This window comes from Bovifimicola ammoniilytica (genome assembly GCF_025567085.1).
Lineage (GTDB): Bacteria > Bacillota > Clostridia > Lachnospirales > Lachnospiraceae > Bovifimicola > Bovifimicola ammoniilytica.
The window spans coordinates 125,062-144,112 of record NZ_JAOQJN010000002.1 but is presented as its reverse complement, the minus strand read 5'-3'; the positions used below and the strand labels follow the sequence as shown (position 1 = coordinate 144,112).

17 protein-coding genes are annotated in these 19,051 nt (G+C 32.6%); all 17 read right to left on the bottom strand.

Annotated elements, in window-relative coordinates; all coding sequences use genetic code 11:
* Positions 1 to 46: 46 nt before the first annotated feature.
* A complete protein-coding gene (locus OCV48_RS02470) occupies positions 47 to 379 on the bottom strand; it encodes a ribbon-helix-helix domain-containing protein (RefSeq protein WP_147591069.1) in 333 nt (110 codons plus the stop codon).
* A 14-nt stretch (positions 380 to 393) separates the two neighbouring features.
* Positions 394 to 1,305, bottom strand: coding sequence for a thioredoxin-disulfide reductase (gene trxB, locus OCV48_RS02465; protein ID WP_021983010.1), 912 nt, complete (start codon positions 1,303 to 1,305; stop codon positions 394 to 396).
* Positions 1,306 to 1,374: 69 nt separating this feature from the next.
* A complete protein-coding gene (gene trxA, locus OCV48_RS02460; RefSeq protein ID WP_021983009.1) occupies positions 1,375 to 1,683 on the bottom strand; it encodes a thioredoxin in 309 nt (102 codons plus the stop codon).
* An 89-nt stretch (positions 1,684 to 1,772) separates the two neighbouring features.
* Positions 1,773 to 2,624 carry a patatin-like phospholipase family protein gene (locus OCV48_RS02455; protein WP_147591067.1) on the bottom strand — a complete coding sequence of 284 codons (852 nt, stop codon included), beginning with the start codon at positions 2,622 to 2,624 and terminating at the stop codon, positions 1,773 to 1,775.
* Positions 2,625 to 2,645: 21 nt separating this feature from the next.
* Positions 2,646 to 3,656 (bottom strand): NUDIX domain-containing protein, encoded by a 1,011-nt coding sequence (locus OCV48_RS02450; RefSeq protein WP_147591066.1) that lies wholly within the window; start codon positions 3,654 to 3,656, stop codon positions 2,646 to 2,648.
* A gap of 70 nt (positions 3,657 to 3,726) precedes the next feature.
* On the bottom strand, positions 3,727 to 4,554 hold the full coding sequence (locus OCV48_RS02445; RefSeq protein ID WP_021983006.1) for a M15 family metallopeptidase: 828 nt from the start codon (positions 4,552 to 4,554) through the stop codon (positions 3,727 to 3,729).
* Between the two features lie 82 nt (positions 4,555 to 4,636).
* Positions 4,637 to 6,592 (bottom strand): threonine--tRNA ligase, encoded by a 1,956-nt coding sequence (gene thrS, locus OCV48_RS02440; protein WP_394803225.1) that lies wholly within the window; start codon positions 6,590 to 6,592, stop codon positions 4,637 to 4,639.
* A gap of 485 nt (positions 6,593 to 7,077) precedes the next feature.
* Positions 7,078 to 7,833, bottom strand: coding sequence for a YdcF family protein (locus tag OCV48_RS02435; RefSeq protein ID WP_147591064.1), 756 nt, complete (start codon positions 7,831 to 7,833; stop codon positions 7,078 to 7,080).
* Positions 7,834 to 7,939: 106 nt separating this feature from the next.
* Positions 7,940 to 10,609, bottom strand: coding sequence for an EAL domain-containing protein (locus OCV48_RS02430; RefSeq protein ID WP_262558690.1), 2,670 nt, complete (start codon positions 10,607 to 10,609; stop codon positions 7,940 to 7,942).
* A gap of 36 nt (positions 10,610 to 10,645) precedes the next feature.
* Positions 10,646 to 11,995, bottom strand: a complete 1,350-nt coding sequence (gene mgtE / locus OCV48_RS02425; RefSeq protein WP_021983002.1) for a magnesium transporter — start codon at positions 11,993 to 11,995, stop codon at positions 10,646 to 10,648.
* 460 nt (positions 11,996 to 12,455) lie between these two features.
* On the bottom strand, positions 12,456 to 13,241 hold the full coding sequence (gene truA / locus OCV48_RS02420) for a tRNA pseudouridine(38-40) synthase TruA (protein WP_021981760.1): 786 nt from the start codon (positions 13,239 to 13,241) through the stop codon (positions 12,456 to 12,458).
* Between the two features lie 26 nt (positions 13,242 to 13,267).
* Entirely contained in the window at positions 13,268 to 13,747 is a 480-nt protein-coding gene (locus OCV48_RS02415) for a pyridoxamine 5'-phosphate oxidase family protein (protein WP_147591062.1), read from the bottom strand.
* 199 nt (positions 13,748 to 13,946) lie between these two features.
* On the bottom strand, positions 13,947 to 14,675 hold the full coding sequence (locus tag OCV48_RS02410) for a nucleotidyl transferase AbiEii/AbiGii toxin family protein (protein ID WP_147591061.1): 729 nt from the start codon (positions 14,673 to 14,675) through the stop codon (positions 13,947 to 13,949).
* Positions 14,659 to 15,285: a DUF6088 family protein gene (locus OCV48_RS02405; protein WP_147591060.1), complete on the bottom strand. Its 627-nt coding sequence runs from the start codon at positions 15,283 to 15,285 to the stop codon at positions 14,659 to 14,661. Before OCV48_RS02405 ends, OCV48_RS02410 begins: the two co-directional genes overlap by 17 nt.
* 1,294 nt (positions 15,286 to 16,579) lie before the next feature.
* On the bottom strand, positions 16,580 to 17,590 hold the full coding sequence (locus tag OCV48_RS02400; RefSeq protein WP_147591059.1) for a GGGtGRT protein: 1,011 nt from the start codon (positions 17,588 to 17,590) through the stop codon (positions 16,580 to 16,582).
* A gap of 17 nt (positions 17,591 to 17,607) precedes the next feature.
* Entirely contained in the window at positions 17,608 to 18,300 is a 693-nt protein-coding gene (locus OCV48_RS02395) for an iron-sulfur cluster assembly scaffold protein (protein ID WP_147591058.1), read from the bottom strand.
* Between the two features lie 179 nt (positions 18,301 to 18,479).
* Complete coding sequence (locus OCV48_RS02390) at positions 18,480 to 19,001, bottom strand: zinc ribbon domain-containing protein (protein ID WP_147591057.1); 522 nt, start codon at positions 18,999 to 19,001, stop codon at positions 18,480 to 18,482.
* Positions 19,002 to 19,051: the final 50 nt, after the last annotated feature.

The following is a 19,051-nucleotide window of genomic DNA, read 5'->3' as shown; positions in this document are numbered from 1 at the left end:
TTTATTTGTCAATATTTTTACCTTTTTTACAATACATTAAATTATATTATTTTGTTTTTTTTGACTCAATTAGTTTAGGATCAGTTGTTTTATTCGGCAGTTTCATTCCATCTTCAATATACTTATTAGAATCTGTATAGTTCTCATACAGACTGTTTATATAATCTTCAAATTCTTCAACATAGATAGTCACGCCCTCTTCAATAATGTCATTTCTCGTAATACTATTACCAGAAATTACCGATGCCTTTTTAGCCAGTTTATCTAATCTATCTATCATGTCTTCCGTAAGATTTACAGAAATTGTATTTTTATTATCACCTTTGCCTAATAATTTTCTAAATGATGCAAATCTTTTATTATCATATTTACTAAACATATGCATACCTCCATTTACATTTTCTTACATGCCATTACTGCTGCAACCGCACCATCTGCTGCCGCAGTTATAAGTTGGCGGACTTCTTTCGTTCTGCAGTCACCAGCAGCATATATTCCTTCTACATTTGTTCTGCAGTCTTCCCCTGCAACAATGTAGCCGTTTTCATCTGTTTTAACAACATTTTCGTATACATCTCTCTGTGGTTCCTGTCCGACTGCTACAAATAGTCCCTGAACTTCAATATCTGACACTTTGCCATTAACTGTATCTGCTATCTTTACACTTTCTAACACATCACCTCCTGATAATGATATAACATTATGTTTTAATAATATCTTTATATTGTCTTTTGCTTCCACCTCTTTTATAAGACTTGCTTCTGCCCTGAATGTATCTCTTCTGTGAACAAGATACACTGTTTTACAGATTTCTGACAGATATTTAGCATCTTCCAATGCCGTATTTCCACCTCCTGCAACTATAATGTCCATGCCTTTATAGAACATTCCATCACACGTTGCACAATACGATACACCAGCTCCTGTAAATCTGTCCTCATTCTCAACATGCAATTTTCTTCTTCCTACTCCTGAAGCTATTATGACTGCTTTCGAGATAAATTCACTGCCTTTAGTAATAACTTTTTTATAACTACCATCTACTTCTATATTGACTGCTTCATCCATCAATATCTCTGTATCTAACGACTTAGCCTGCTCAAATAATCTAGTTGCAAATTCAAATCCGGAAGTATGCTTTATTCCCGGATAATTTTCGACCTCCGGCGATACAATTATCTGTCCACCATAAGATTTTCCCTCTAATACAAGTACATTTTTTCCGGCTCTTCTTCCATATATAGCAGATGACAACCCTGCCGTACCTGCACCGATAATTATTATGTCATATACTTTTTTATCCATATACACCTCATTTTTCATACTTACATTACTGCATAACATTCATTTAACTGCATTTTATATTAATAAAGATTATTTTAACAATTCTAAGATTTCCTCTTTAGAACTGAAGCCTACTGATTTTCTTACAATCTCACCTCTGTCAAATACTACAAGTGTAGGTATACTCATAATTTTGTATTTAAGAGCAAGGCTTCTTTCCTCGTCTACATCGATTTTGCATACTTTGACATCTGTTAATTCCTCAGCCAATTCTTCGATTATAGGTGTAAGCATCTGGCATGGTCCACACCATGTAGCCCAAAAATCTACTAACACTTTTCCATCTGCCTTTAATACTTCGCTTTCAAAGTTCTCGCTTGTTACATGTAATATTGCCATAATATTCCTCCATTTCCAGGACTCCTGATGTAACTTCACATTTCAGTGTCTTTTTTATTCTGCTGTATTTTAGTATGTCCAATTTTATATTAATCTTCCAAAAATTTTTTTAATTTCTCGTATCTATTCTTCGCATCATTGTATCCCTGATGATATAACTCGGTCAGTTTTTTCCTATTCTTCTCAATTCTGCCGATTTTGACAGGTTTAGATGGACGTATTACAAATACATTTCCTTTTTCCTCCTGTTTCTCTATATAATCAAGTGTCATATTGTAATATTTATGACGTTTTCTGATTGCATCTACCAGTTTAGGATATTTAGAATATTTAATCTTTATGACAGGCATAAGTTCGTTAGCTTTCTTTCTATAACTAATATCTCTTGTAAGAATAATTACATTCTTAGTATTACCATCTTTAACTGATTTTCTAACAGGAATAGAATCAGAAATTCCACCATCTAAATATAATTTACCACCGATATTAACCATCTGCGCCATCAATGGCAATGAGCATGATGCCCTTATGAAATCTATCTGACCTTTCATATCCTTAATTTCTAAATATTCAGGCTGTCCAGTTTCACAATTCGTTACTACTGCATAGAATTTTCCATCGAATTTCTCATATGCTTCATAATCATATGGATTAAGCTTTTCAGGAATCATATGATAACACATTTCCGTACCAAAGAAATTACCTGTCGTAATAAGATTGTATGCACTTGCATAATTCTTATCGTCAAGATAATCAACATCTATACTAAATGCCCTGCCACGCTGCTTAGACAGGTAACTGCAGGCATTAACCGAACCTGCTGAGACACCATAACAGCTCTTAAATTCAATTTCTTTATCCAGAAAGAAATCTAACACACCAGCTGTATATACACCTCGCATTCCTCCGCCTTCTAATATTAAACCAATATTATCTTTCATAATCTCTATACAACTCCTTTCTCATATCACAGTAAACATATCTTTTAATTTAATCCATTCGTCCATAAAGATACAATTCTTAATCTTCTGCTCTTTAATTAACTTAGTTCCTTCTTCGTAATCAATCCACATTACTGATTCCACTTCTTCTTTCTGAAGTGTCAGCTTATCTGTGTCAATATCTTCCATATATACATACATTTTACTGAATTCATGATTACGAAATGGTTTACCATAGAATTCAGTATCTTCTATACCTTTATGAATTCCTATAAAATGCAATTCTTCCTTAGTGGCAGTTATTCCTAACTCTTCTTCTAATTCACGTATTGCAGAATCGATTGAACTGTCACCTGCATGGATATGACCTGCACTTGATATATCATAATATCCCGGAAATGAATCCTTATTCGCGCTTCTCTTCTGGAGTAATACGTCAAAACCATCTTTCTTCTTACGGATTGCCCATATATGGACTGTCTTGTGCATATAGCCTAATTCATGGACTATGCTTCTTTCCCTGACAAGACCTGTCTTATTACCTGAATCGTCAAGTATATCAAATAATTCTAATTCATTTCCATCCAGATTTGCACTTACAAGAGTCTTTCCATCATATCTTAGTTTCAATGAGAATAATGGATAATCGTCTCTTATAAGTTTTAAAAATATCTCATCACCTGTCCAGAAATTAAGTTTAAACAAATCTTTCTTATCTATCCATTCTAATTCGCCCTCATCACATTCTTTTAACTCGCCATTAAATTCATTAGCAGTATATAGAAACATATACTCGCCCTCTGCCTCATTACTTAAGAACGTAATAATTCCTCTTAATTTATAATTAGTAAGCGTAAGATTTGTCTCTTCCTTAACTTCCCTTAGCAGACACTCGTCAGGTGTTTCCTCATCTTCGAAATGTCCTCCAACACCTATCCACATATTATGGCTCAAATCATTTTCTTTCTTGTTCCGGTGTAGCATAAGATATTTATTATCTTTTTCTATATAACATAAAGTTGTTAACTTCATAGCCTGTCTCCATTTCGCTTATCCATCGTCTCTGTGAAATAGAATAAATCTTTTTATAAAATACTTATTACTATTCTATCTCTTTATAAAAGTGCTGATAGTCCTTAGTCGTATCCCATTCGCCACCCCATTTAAAGCCTCTGCTTATAAATGCATTGTAGCAGATATCACCACTTACTATTTTATGTGCAAAATCTTTATTTCTGTCAGCATATGTACCGCCATTTACCGGCAATATATTCCTGCCACCAAAACCATTTCTTACATAAGGATTGTAAAGCGGATTAATATCTATGGCAATTCCGTAACCATGGTCCGAAATCGTATCTGTGCCATCTATGGTTCTGTAATTAAATGCTGATGTATTGTTATCTGCCATTGAAGCTTCATCATCTGCATTATAATCATCTATAAGATGCATCTTCTCTATCTGATATCTGTTATCATATAGTTCCTTGAATATCTCTAAAATTTCATCAGCCACACGCACATTCATTATCAGCTCGCCACTCTGTTCATTTCCATTGAAATCAATATATTTAACTCTTATGTATCTTAAATCACTATAATCAAGTTTATCATTTTCTTTATATGATTTACCTGTTATTCTCTGTTTTATTTCATCAGATATTGGCTCATAATAAAAGCCATCGGCTAATGTAATTCTCATCTTCGATATCTCTCCTGAATTGCCTTGATTGTCATTATTATTCTGGTTATCATTACTGTCTTTATTACCATTACTGCCTTTATTACTGTTACTATTTTTATCATTAATAATGTTGTCTACTGCTTTGGTATTATTTTTCTCATCTTTTAATTTCTTTAGCATTGAAACATTACAGACTAATAATATCACACAACTGACAATCAGTAATATTCTTACACTTTTCTTCAAAACTTTACTACTCTTTCTGACATTTAATAAAGTAAGCCTACAAACCCATATACGCAGGTTTGCAGACTTATTATATTATAATTTACTGTTCTACTTCAATCTTTCTTATCTCTTTTGTTCTGATTTCCTTAGAAATTGCATCTATGAAATCACTCAAATCTTTCTGTCCCTCATCTCCAAGATAACGGCTTCTTACAGATACCTTATTCTCTTCCTCTTCTTTCTGTCCAACTACAAGCATATATGGAACTCTGTTAAGTCTTGATTCTCTAATCTTGAAACCAATCTTTTCTGAACGGTTATCAACTGAGCATCTTATTCCATTATCTTTTAATTTTTTCTCAATTTTAGCTGCATAATCAGCATATTTTTCAGAAATAGGTAATACTCTTACCTGTTCAGGACAAAGCCATGTTGGGAATAAACCTGCGTATTTCTCGATTAACCATGCAAGCGTTCTTTCATAGCAGCCGATTGATGTTCTATGAATAATATATGGTCTTATTTTTTCACCATTCTGGTCAACATAGTACATATCAAACTGTTCAGCAAGTAAAGCATCCCACTGGATTGTTATCATTGTATCTTCTTTACCATATACATTTTTAGCATTTATATCCACTTTAGGGCCATAGAAAGCTGCCTCTCCAACGTCCTCTGTAAATTCAACACCGATTTCATTTAAGATATTTCTTATATGTCCCTCTGTTTCTTCCCATACTTCAGGCTCACCGATATATTTCTTTCTGTCATTAGGATCCCATTTTGATAAATGATATGTTACATCTTCTTCAACACCTAATGTCTCAAGACAATATTTGGCAAGTTCAAGACAACCTTTAAATTCTTCAACCATCTGGTCAGGTCTTACAATTAAATGTCCTTCTGAAATAGTAAACTGACGTACTCTTGTAAGTCCATGCATCTCACCAGAATCTTCATTTCTGAATAATGTTGATGTCTCACCATATCTCAATGGTAAATCTCTGTAACTCTTCTGACTTGCTTTATATACATAATACTGGAAAGGACAAGTCATTGGACGAAGTGCAAATACTTCCTTATCCTTTTCTTCATCACCTAATATGAACATTCCATCTTTATAATGATCCCAGTGTCCTGAAATCTTATATAAATCAGATTTTGCCATAAGAGGTGTCTTTGTTCTTACATAACCACGTTTTTCTTCCTCATCCTCAATCCATCTCTGCATCGTACGGATCATTATCTCGCCTTTTGGCATAATAAGCGGAAGTCCCTGACCAATAACATCTACAGTTGTAAATAATTCCATCTCTCTGCCAAGCTTATTATGGTCTCTCTTCTTAATATCTTCAAGATGTGCAAGATATTCTTCAAGGTCTGCCTTTTTAGTAAATGCTGTACCATAAATTCTTGTAAGCATCTTGTTGTCTGAATTACCTCTCCAGTAAGCACCTGATGATGATATTAACTTAAATGCTTTAATAACACCTGTCTTCATAAGATGAGGTCCTGCACACAAGTCAACGAAATCACCCTGTTTATAGAATGAGATAACTGCATCTTCCGGTAAATCATTAATAAGTTCTACCTTGTATGGTTCATTTCTTTCTTCCATTAACTTAATAGCTTCTTCTCTTGGAAGTTCGAATCTCTCTAATGCAGCATTTTCCTTAATTACCTTCTTCATCTCTGCTTCGATTTTATCAAGGTCTTCTCTTGAGAATGGTTCATGTTCGAAATCATAATAGAAACCTGTATCAATTGATGGACCAATTGCAAGTTTTGCTTCCGGGAACACTCTTTTTACTGCTTCAGCAAGTACATGTGATGTTGTATGTCTGTATGCTGCCTTACCTTTTTCATCATTAAATGTAAGAATGTTCAATTCACAATCATTATCAATAACTGTTCTTAAATCTACAACTTCGCCATTTACTTCACCTGCACAGGCTGCTCTTGCAAGCCCCTCACTAATGTCACTTGCTATATCAATTACTGACATAGCTTTTTCATACTCTTTTACAGAGCCATCTTTTAATGTTATCTTCATGATAATCCTCCATTCTGATATTTATGATTCTTTTAGTACTTTTGAGATTAGTAAGATTAAAGTGTATGTGTACTTAGCACTACATATTTATTTTAATCTTAGGGTGTTTTAAAATAATCTGTAATACAAAAACGTCCCTTATGATTCAAAATCATAAGGGACGATACTATCGCGGTTCCACCCTGATTATATATAAATTAAGCATATGACTAAATTATATTATATACTAATATGCTTCAATAATTAAACTTCAGCATTATATAACAAATTTAATCAATATCTTTATATATCTCTCATTATGATTATAACGTAATCAACGGACTGGATTGGAGTCACTCAGAGGTAGTCTTCAATATTACTCCGGTAAGACGCTCACAGCATTTCTCGTCTCTCTCTGAACCATCTGTAATACCTACTCGTCTCTTCAATGTGTTTACTTTATTAAGTTAGTTTTAGTATAACACCTTAATTTATTTTGTCAACAATTTTTAGCGTACAATAAATTCTTTAAATAATGCAAGTCCCTCTCTTACCATATAATTAAGTAAAAGCCTGTTATCTGAATCACCTGCAATTCCATCTACATTCTTAAAGCCAACATATTTACCAAGTAATACTGCCCTATAAACGTGGAAATTATTCGTAACTATAGCAATTTTAGCATCTTTATCACCAATTATTTCTAATGTAAATTTAAGGTTCTCATATGTAGAAGTAGATTTATCTTCCATAATAATCCTGTCTTCGGCAATTCCCTTTTCCATAAGATACCGTTTTTCAGCAAAAGCTTCTGATATATCCTCGCCTGTTCCCTGACCACCTGTACATATAACCTTAGTATCCTCATTTTCTATGAGATAGTCATAGGCTGCATCTAATCTTTTAGCTAATGATTTAGTTATTCTTTCGCCTCTTACCTGGGCACCAAGAACTACAATATAATCTGCATCGTCAGCAGCTTTGCTGTTCATCTTACTGATAATCATACATTCCATCGTGGTAAAAATGGCTATTCCCACAATAATTATTATACATATTGCTATTCTAAGCCACTTTGGAATCATAAGAAGAATTGATTTCTTCTTATGAAGAACACATATTATTGTAAGAATTACAAAGCCGATAGCCGCTATCAGCCAAAATGTCAAAAAAGCCGATGACACACCTGCATAAGATGCGGCAAAAATATAATAACCAAGGCACAAAAACGCCATAATCGTAAATAACGCTATAAAAAAATTCATATTTTCTCCAATCTGTAGCAAATTTCAGAAAAGTGTTAAAAAGGATAATAGCTATTAAGCGAATTGTTTCGTACAATGCATTGCCTTTTAACACTTTAATTATATATTATATATTCAGAAATCTCTTCTCAAATTCTTCAATCTTCATAGGTTTTCCATAATAATATCCCTGAACCATACTGATATTCATACTCTTCAAAGTATCTAACTGGCTCTTTTCCTCTACGCCTTCGACACAGACCTGAACTTCTAATTTCTGCGACAATTCTGCAATCAGCTTGACAAATGCCTGTGCATAATCATCATGACTTATATCTTTTATAAATGTTCTGTCAACTTTGATAATATCTAGGTCCATTTGCTTAATATAATTAAGTGAAGAATAACCTGTTCCAAAATCATCAAGTGCAATCTTTACACCTAATTTCTTAATCTCACTGATTATTCTCTCCATACGTTCCATATCATTAATTGCCAGACTCTCAGTTACTTCGAGAACCAGATTTTCAGGATTAATCTGTGTTTCTTCAATTACCTCACTAATAACTTCAACTATGTTATTGGCAAGTAACTGTACTACTGACAGATTGACATTTATCCTTAGGTTAATTCCCATGTCACTCCACTTCTTACTAAGCATACATGAATTTTTCAATACATACTCACCAATCGGTGTAATTAGTCCCATATGTTCTGCAAGCGGAATAAATTCACCTGGCATCATAAAACCTAATTTATTGCTATTCCACCGTACAAGTGCCTCACCACCAACACACTTTTCCGTTGCCGTATCCATAATAGGCTGAATATAGACCTCGAATTCTTTGCAGCCTGCAGCTACTGATGAGCGCATATTTTTCTCAATATCTAACTTAATATAAGAATTCTCGTCTTCACCATCGCTATAATATCTGTATCTGTTCTTACCATTTTTCTTAGCATCATACATGGCAATATCCGCTTTTTTAATCAAGTCATTTACATTCTTGCCACAACTTGGAAATTCGACAATTCCCATACTCATAGTGCAATAATATTCAGTATTTTCCAGGTACCATGGACTTGCAAATATCTTTTGTATCTCACTTATGATTCTATCACGTTTGTCATAAAATTCTGGTTCTATAATAATGATAAATTCATCACCGCCCACACGATAACACCTGTTGGATATTTCCTTTATCTGTTTGAACGACATTGATATCATTTTTAGAAGTTCATCACCATATTGATGTCCTAAGCCATCGTTAATATGCTTAAAATCATCTAAATCAATGAATAGAATTATTCCTTGTTTATGCGACTTTTCCGTTTCTCTTATAAGCAAGATCAGGTCTTCTTCACATCTCATTCTGTTATATAGACCTGTTAAGAAATCATTATTTGCCTGAAACTCAATCCTTTGCTGATAGGTTTTCTTATCTGTGACATCAGTTATATTACAAAGTGAAACTTCACTTCCATCCACCCATATAATGTCATTATATTTTATGTCATACCAGCGCTGGCGCTTCTCATCATATTTTTCTATATAATATGTATTATTCTTAAGAGGAATACATTCTTTACAACAATCACCCTTACAGCCATAATAATAATCGTAACAATGTTCGCCAACCAGGTCTCTGCCTGCCATCTTCATCATTGTATCATTACAGAAAAGTATCCGGTTATCAGGCTTATTTATTACAAATATTCCACTTCCAAGATTATTAAGTATTTCTTTTAATGCTGCATATGAACTTATTAATGAATTTTTCGCAATACGTTTATATAAGAAACTCTGTATCATCTTGCATACATCAAACAGAAATCTTACAGTATTAGAATCCCAGAATCTATCATATCTGCTCTCAGCAAATACTGCATATATAGCAGGCTCTTTTCCAACTATTATAGGAACTGATATAAGACTTCTAAGTCCATTATTCTGTAAAATCTGTTTAAGTTCTTCATCTTCCGTATCAGGCTCAATAATCAATATACTTTCACCATTATAATAAGGAATTATATCAGGCAGAATGCGTTTTTCCACATCCTCATAATCTCCGAAATCATCACTATGCCATTTACCTATTACTTCAATCAAACTATTTTCACTAACTTTAGAAACAGTTATCATACTTATATCTAAATAATCCGCAATCGCATCAATTATCGCCTGTATTATTCCCTCGATATCTAAATCTTTATCAAGAATTCCAAGAATCTTCGTAACAGTTTCTTTATGTTTTAACTCTTCTGTTATTCTGGAATCCTTTTCAGTAATTTCATTTAATTTCATAATGGTTCTGTTATTATCATAAGCTGCCGTAATAAATAACTTCGTAAATATCTGCAACAGTCTTATCGTTCTATTAGCACCATTAAATGTAACTTTATCATAAAGACCCTTAGTAGGAAGTATATTCTTCTCATCATTATATAAATCTTCTCGATATACAATAACCAATGCCCAGGTACCCTCATTATTTCCGTATAGGTTATTACCAATTCCTACAACTTTAACATTCTCATATATAGTATCTTTCCAGACAGGCTCTGTACTGTCTCCAGCTTCACTTACTGCTTTATCAATTATTTCTGATAATTCTTCTTTACCAATAAATGCATAGAGATTTCTTATCTCTTCATTTCGGCCAGACAACATAGTAACCTTTTGTCCTGATTTATCATAATATGCTAAAAACACCCTCTGGGCTTCACAGAAAATATCCTGATAATTCTGTAATTCCTTTGTATCCATTATTTTTCCCATTAATTCACCTTTACCCATAAAAGCCGCTCCAATCATTATATTTTATTATAGGCATTATATCCCCAGAAATATAGATGCAACCCTGAAATATACAATTAATGAAATTGCATCTACTATAGTTGTTATAAACGGGCTTGCCATTACTGCCGGATCAAATCCAATCTTCTTTGCGAGAATAGGTAATGTGCAACCTATAATCTTAGCCATTAATACGGTTACCGCAAGTGTAATACATACAACAAGTGCTACCTGAACCGTAACTCTGTCAAATAATAATAATTTCACAAAATTACATATACTAAGTGTAAGCCCACACAATATAGCAACCCGTGATTCTTTCCATATTACCCTGAAAATGTCTGAGAATTCAATCTCTTCAAGTGATAATGCACGAATTATAGTAACAGATGCCTGACCACCTGAATTACCGCCGGTATCCATAAGCATTGGAATATATGCTGTCAGCACTGTATATGCTGCAAGCGCATCTTCAAATGATGTAATAATCATTCCCGTAAATGTAGCAGAAACCATTAATAAAAGTAACCACGGTATTCTTGCCTTCCAGGTTTCAAATACTGTTGTCTTAAAATATGTCTTATCCGATGGAATAATAGCTGCCATCTTCTTAATGTCCTCTGTTGCCTCGTCCTGCATTACATCAATAGCATCATCGAATGTTATGATACCAACAAGTCTGTTCTCATCATCAACTACAGGAATTGCAAGTAAATCGTATTTATTGAATTTATTTGCTACTGTTTCCTGATCCTCTAATGTATGTGCCGAAATGAAATTCGTATCCATTATATCTTTAATAACATCATTTTCATCTGCTAATAAAAGTGTCTTTATGGAAATGTTTCCTAATAATACTCTATTTTCATCCGTAACATAACATGTATATATTGTCTCTTTATCTACCCCTGTACGTCTTATTCTCTTAATCGCCTCTTCAACTGTCATATTAAGTCTTAAGCTGACATACTCGATAGTCATAATACTTCCTGCACTGTCATCTGGATACTTAAGAACTTCATTAATCATCTTTCTTGTATCCGGATCAGTATTGGCAAGAATTCTCTTTACTACATTCGCAGGCATCTCTTCAACAATGTCAACTGCATCATCTAGATATAATTCATTAAATACATCTTTTAACTCATTATCACTAAAGCCCTGTATAAGCATCTTTTGTGCATCGGCTTCCATTTCTACAAAGGTTTCTGCCGCTAATACTTTAGGCAGAAGTCTGAATAATAAGGGTATCTTATTCTCCGGAACTTCCTCAAATAATGCTGATATATCCGCACCATTCATCTGTGCGAATACTTCTTTTATTTCAGAATACTTCTTCTCAGCAAGCAATTCTTCTATCTTCTTCTCTAGTCTCATCTCTTCCATGTGTCTTATACCTTACCTTTCACCAATTTAAAGATAAACACAGTCACAAAAAGGCAGAGTAGGCATATAATATTATCCTGCTCTCTCAACTTGAATCTGTTCTCACATTTTCACATTATTAATGTGCTACATGGAAGTAATTCCCGGATTTCTGCCGTCGGTACACATTTAATATCCAAGCTCTGCTCTTTGGATATTGAATCTATACCGACGGATAATTCCCTCGGGGCTTACTTCCGCTGCCGGTTCCTCCGTCCATTTTCGTATCTCCTTTTATAAATATTTTGTGCTATTTTGCATAAAAACACACTTGTATCTTAACTTTATTTATAAATTTTGTCAACCAAAAAGGATATTCATTTTGGATAAATTTCCCCTTAATTAATTGTAAAACAGCCACCACTAAATACTATTACTGTGTATTTGCAATTATCTATATCATTATATTGCTTTACCACTATTAAATCTGCTGTTCATAAAATACTTCTGCTAAGAACAAAGCATTTGCAGGTGCTAAAAAACCTGCCCTACTTCTGTCTTTCACTTCGAATAATTCCCTGATACTTTCAGCATCTCTCTTACCAAGACCCACTTCAATTATTGTCCCACTCATAATTCTGACCATATTATATAAAAAACCATTTCCATAAAAATGCATATTTATTGTGCCATTTTTCTCTTCAAGAACTATCTTATACACATTTCTGACTGTAGATTTCTTCATCTTCTTATTAGCACAGAAGCTTGCAAAATCGTGTTCTCCCTCTAATATTCTGCATGCCTTTTTCATCATATCAACATTAAGCTTTTCGTCTATCCGATACATATATTTTCTTTCAAATATATTAGCAACTTCACCATTATCTATTCTGTATACATAATGTTTTCCCGTAGCATTAAGTCTTGCGTGAAATCTTTCTTTAACCTGCTCGCCTGTAAGAACTCTTATATCCTTTGGCAGATATTGATTCATCTTTTTAACAAGTTCGTTTATCTCTATCAGATTATGTGTATGAAAATTGATAACCTGTCCAAATGCATTAACACTGGCATCTGTTCTGCCCGATGCGTTTACTTCGATATCCTCTTCTAATATTCTGCTTAACAGTTCTTCGAATTTCTCCTGAATAGTATTATGAGTATTTCCCTGTTTCTGCCAGCCATTGTATTTAGCTCCATCATAAGATACAGTCATTTTAATATTTCTATGATATGTTTTTATGTCTTTTCTAATATTGTTTTTCATTGTTATATCTATTCCTATCTCCATTATTATTTATGAGGATTTTTCTTTCTTCTTTTACCTGTCACTTCATCAACTTCTAACTTCATAAGTGTAGTCATAGGTATAACTTCTTTACCAAAAGGAAAATCTTCTTTATGATACTGTCTCATTATCTTAACTAAAGCATCGTACTTTTCTTCCTCTTTCATTATCTTAATCCTGCCATAGCCTATTACACTTTCATACTCCATTGTGCAGCTATGATTGTCATCATCTGTTATCAATTGATGCTCACAATCCATTTCGAAACTTACATAATTATTCTTCTCAAGTAACTCGTATTTCTTACCTTCATTTGCTCCATGAAAATATAATGTAATCTTTCCATCTATGACATCCATACCGAAATTAAGTGGTAAAATGTATGGATACTTCTCATCATTAATTGCTACTCTGCAAACATCACATTTTCTCATTACTTCAACAATTTTATCAAATTCCTTTATTTCTCTGTCACTTCTTCTCATTGATTATGCCTCCGTTAATTCTTATTTTTATATACATTCATTATTCAACTGTACTTAATAACTCTTATTATACATTAGATATAATAATTGTGTTAACAAATTTAAAAATTCAGATGATAACATCTGCATTCCATTTACTTCATTATTTAGTCTTTTTCTTCTTTTCAGGTACTTCTGTAATTCCTACTATCATATCTGCTCAATTCCATATACCATTTTCCACAATCTGTTTTATCCCTTGTATTTCTGTATCATTTAACACATTAAAAATTTTATAAATATCATATAAATGTCTTGAATGATTCTCTATTTTTACTTGTAAATAATAATCACATATTGCAAACACCTTATCAACCAATGTTCTTTCGATTGTCTGGATAGTAATATCAAAAGGCATTAAATCATATCTTTCAGCCAAATCAATACGATTAATTTTATCTAAAAAGCGATAAATATAATTATCCACCTTACATTTTATTGTTGGAAAAGTAAGTAATGCTACATAGGTTTCAACCACTACTTCAGTCTTTAATATATTTGATTGTCCATATATAGATGGGTATATTGCCCTATAACAATTATAATCTCTTCGACTTCTTGTCATATCAAGATTTACAATTTTAAAATCAAATTCATTCATTGTTGACACAACTGCTTTCTTTAACTTTCTTTTCCTACTATCCCCAGGAATACCTGATTCAGCCGTATATGACAAATCAATATCCTCTGAAAAACAATCTAATATATGATAGCATTTTGTAAGTGATGTTCCACCTTTAAATACCATATCACTTATTTTTTCTGACAATGCCTTAAGTATAATTGTCACATAATAATCCTTTTCTATTATATTGGTTGGAATTCCAAGTTCATTTGATGCTGCCACAATCAACTCTTCAAATATTTCTTTACTATAATGCAAATTCATATATCATACCCCATTCAATTAATCTTTTTGCTGTTGTACCTGTCATAGCAGATGATACTCCTGCTAACTGTTCCTTTGTAAAATTCATTTTTCTTACATATGCAAGCATTATTTTTATCATCTCTTTTCTAGGCAACTCTGTATATATTTCCGATTGATTAATACCATCTAAAAATTGTAGAATATCAGCATTTGAATCAGAAATAGTTATTGCAGGTTTCTTAATTCTTACCTTTTGCTTTCCTACAGTAACCACACGTCCATTTGTAGATTCCTTATTTGTCACTATCTCTATAACAGCAGGCATCTGAGTTGTTAAACCCAACTGATTAGCAAAGAATATTCCTGTAGTATATCCATAAGTTTCCGAATTATTTTTCACATATTTACGCATTATAACCAATAAGGGATCAAGATAGCTCTTGCCTAATACACCACTATTTTGTGGAATATAATAAATTCCATTGTCATATCGGCATAAAAAACCATTTGTCGTGAGTCTCTTTACAGCTTGACGTATTGCATTTTCAGACATTCCCTTAACTGATAAATCATTTAAAAAAATAGGCTCATTATATCCATAATTCTCCATTAAATATGATTTTAGCATATTTTCACCTCCTACTAAAACTGTACCATATTTATATTATTATTGTAAATATATATGTCTGATTTTATATTTTTATATTATAGACATAATTAATATAATTATTAGTAATATGTGTTAATAAATCAACTATTTCTCTCATCTGTTTACATATCTATCTAAATATTCTCTATAATATTTATGGTTTGTTAATAATTTTGCACATATTAATTGTTGTATAACTAATTTCGTGTTAATATATTCATAGCATTTACTGTGAAATAAATATAAATGACATTAAACAAGTTTCGACATATATAACTGAAAATCAAATTTATGAGGAATAAAAATGAACTTACATAATCTAAAAAATCATAAGCATTTATTTATAGTTGCCTGTATAGTATTTATATTGGGAATAGGCGGTATTATGAATATATCAACTTATTACTAACTTCAATACTAAAATATATTATATTTCTTCTCTTAATCCTTTTATTTAAAAGTATCATTTCTGTTATATCTCTTACTTATTTTAATAAATAAAATAGGTTCTATCCTTATTAGTCCATCAAAGAATTATTTCAATAGACAAATTAACGATAAAACCTATTTTTATTTTTAACTTAGTATATTTTCAACATTTATTTAAAAACATACGAACCTTTTCGTGCATAACTGCAAGATGTTATATTTGTGATTACCCACTCATATGAAATCTTAATACCACGCTTTAAAGTTACTGCTTGTTAAAAAAAAGCTTTTTGAGCTGATATATTACCAGCATACATTCCTGTCAATATTCCTGCCGGAACATACTTTATCCCAATTACATAACTTGTATACTCAGCAACAGTAGATACCTTAGATGCCCTATTAACAATTTTTTTGCATTCTACTTATGTAAATTTATTAAAATATTTATATCCATTTTATCAATGATGACCATTTATTTTTTTGATCAAAAGTCTCACAATTAATGCAAATAACAAATAACCAATTATTACAAAAAGATATTTTCTTGCTGATAGTTTCCAGACATTATGCTGCATATAGATAATTAATATGGCTATTACTATATAACAAACAATATACGCCCACTTAATAATCTTCAATATCATTTCCTCCTTAAATTATTAACATATATCTTGTTTTACCTTAAATTTCTCTTATTATACAAATAAACCTTCTAGCGTTGTAATTATATTACATACGCTTGAAGGTTTATAAAATTTTCAAGATACTACAATATATATATTTGTTATTAACTTTTTTACCCAAAATAATATTGGATAAAATAACTTTTTTATATCTTTTCTTAGAACTTTCCTGCTGTTGCGGCTTCCTCAACACTTACGGCAACTGCTACTGTAGCACCAACCATTGGGTTATTACCCATTCCGATAAGTCCCATCATTTCTACGTGAGCAGGAACTGATGAAGAACCAGCGAACTGAGCATCTGAATGCATACGTCCTAATGTATCTGTCATACCATATGAAGCAGGACCTGCTGCCATATTATCTGGGTGAAGTGTTCTACCTGTACCACCACCTGATGCTACTGAGAAGTACTTCTTACCCTGTTCGATACATTCTTTCTTGTAAGTACCTGCTACTGGATGCTGGAAACGTGTTGGGTTTGTTGAGTTACCTGTAATAGATACACCAACATTTTCGTAATGCATAATTGCAACACCTTCCTGAACGTCATCTGCACCATAACATTTTACTGTAGCACGAAGTCCGTCTGAGTATGCTTTTTCATATACTATATTTAATTTAGCTGCTTTATAATCATATTTTGTTTCAACATATGTGAATCCGTTGATACGTGAAATAATCTGTGCAGCATCTTTACCAAGACCATTTAAGATAACTCTTAAAGGCTGCTTACGAACCTTATTAGCTTTCTCAGCGATACCGATAGCACCCTCTGCTGCTGCAAATGATTCGTGACCTGCTAAGAAGCAGAAACATTCTGTTTCTTCTTCAAGTAACATTTTTCCTAAGTTACCATGTCCAAGACCTACTTTTCTGTGGTCTGCAACTGAACCTGGAATACAGAAAGCCTGAAGACCTTCTCCGATTGCTGCTGCTGCATCTGCTGCTTTTCTGCAACCTTTTTTAATTGCAATAGCTGCGCCTACTGTATATGCCCAACATGCATTTTCAAAACAGATTGGCTGAATTTTCTTAACCTGTTCATATACATCTAAGCCAGCATCTTTTGTAATTTTCTCAGCTTCTTCAATTGAGCTGATTCCATAACTATTTAATACAGAATTAATCTGATCAATTCTTCTTTCATATGATTCAAATAATGCCATTTTGTCCGTCTCCTTTCCTATTCTTTTCTTGGATCAATAATCTTAACTGCATCAGCTACACGGCCATACTGACCTTTAGCTTTCTCCCAAGCTGTGTTAGGATCATCGCCTTTTTTGATAAAGTCTGTCATTTTTCCAAGTGAAACGAACTGATATCCGATAACTTCGTTATCTGCATCAAGGGCAATACCTGTTACATAACCTTCAGCCATTTCAAGGTAACGAACACCTTTTTCTTTTGTTGCATACATTGTACCAACCTGTGAACGAAGACCTTTTCCTAAATCTTCAAGACCGGCACCGATTGCAAGACCATCATCAGAGAATGCACTCTGTGTACGTCCGTAAACAATCTGTAAGAATAATTCTCTCATAGCTGTATTAATAGCATCACAAACAAGGTCTGTATTTAATGCCTCAAGAATTGTTTTACCCTGTAAAACTTCAGCAGCCATAGCAGCTGAATGTGTCATTCCTGAACAACCAATTGTCTCTATTAATGCTTCCTCGATAATACCTTTCTTAACATTTAATGAAAGCTTGCAAGCACCCTGCTGTGGTGCACACCAGCCTACACCATGTGTAAAACCTGAGATATCTTCGATTTTTTTAGAATGTACCCATTTTCCTTCTTCTGGAATTGGAGCCGGTTCATGTTTTGCGCCTTTGGCAACCGGACACATGTTTTGAACTTCCTGTGTGTAAATCATTATAGAACTCCTTTCAAGTAAGTAATCTTCATTGGTGCAATTCATATCATATGTAATATCACATCGCACTATATTTTTATTTTCTCACAAATCTTCAAATTAGTCTACAATTTTTTCTAATTTTCCACAAATTATTTTCTATAAATTTTTAATTATTATCTTATATTTTTATAAATATCCTAAAGTTCTTTGCCACAGTATGTACAAAATGAGGCGTATTTTTCTATTTTTGCACCACATTTAGGACATTTCTTAAACTTATCCTCATCAGAAGATGAATATCCACCATTCTGACTTGCATAACCACCATCATTATATGAATTATTTGCATTGTAGTTATTTCTGTTATAACCATTATTCGCATTGTTATAATTATTTGCATTATAACCGTTGTTTCCATTGTTATAATTGTTTGAATTATAACCACCATTTGTATTGTTGTAGTTATTGTTGTTATATCCATTATTTACATTGTTATAATTATTTCCGTTATAGCCGCCATTTGGATTATTGTAATTATTACCATCTTTAAGGTTTGAATTGTTTCCTGAGAATTTAATAATCAAGATAAGAGCAACTGCACCTACAATTCCAAAGAGTCCTAAGAATGCAAATGCTGCCGACATATTATTCTTCTTCGCTAAGTTATAACAAACTACTATCATAACAACTGTTATTACCAAATTTATTATTTCTGGCATTTTTCTAACCTTTTACACCGAAGTGTCCTTTCATTTTTATTTTAATTCAG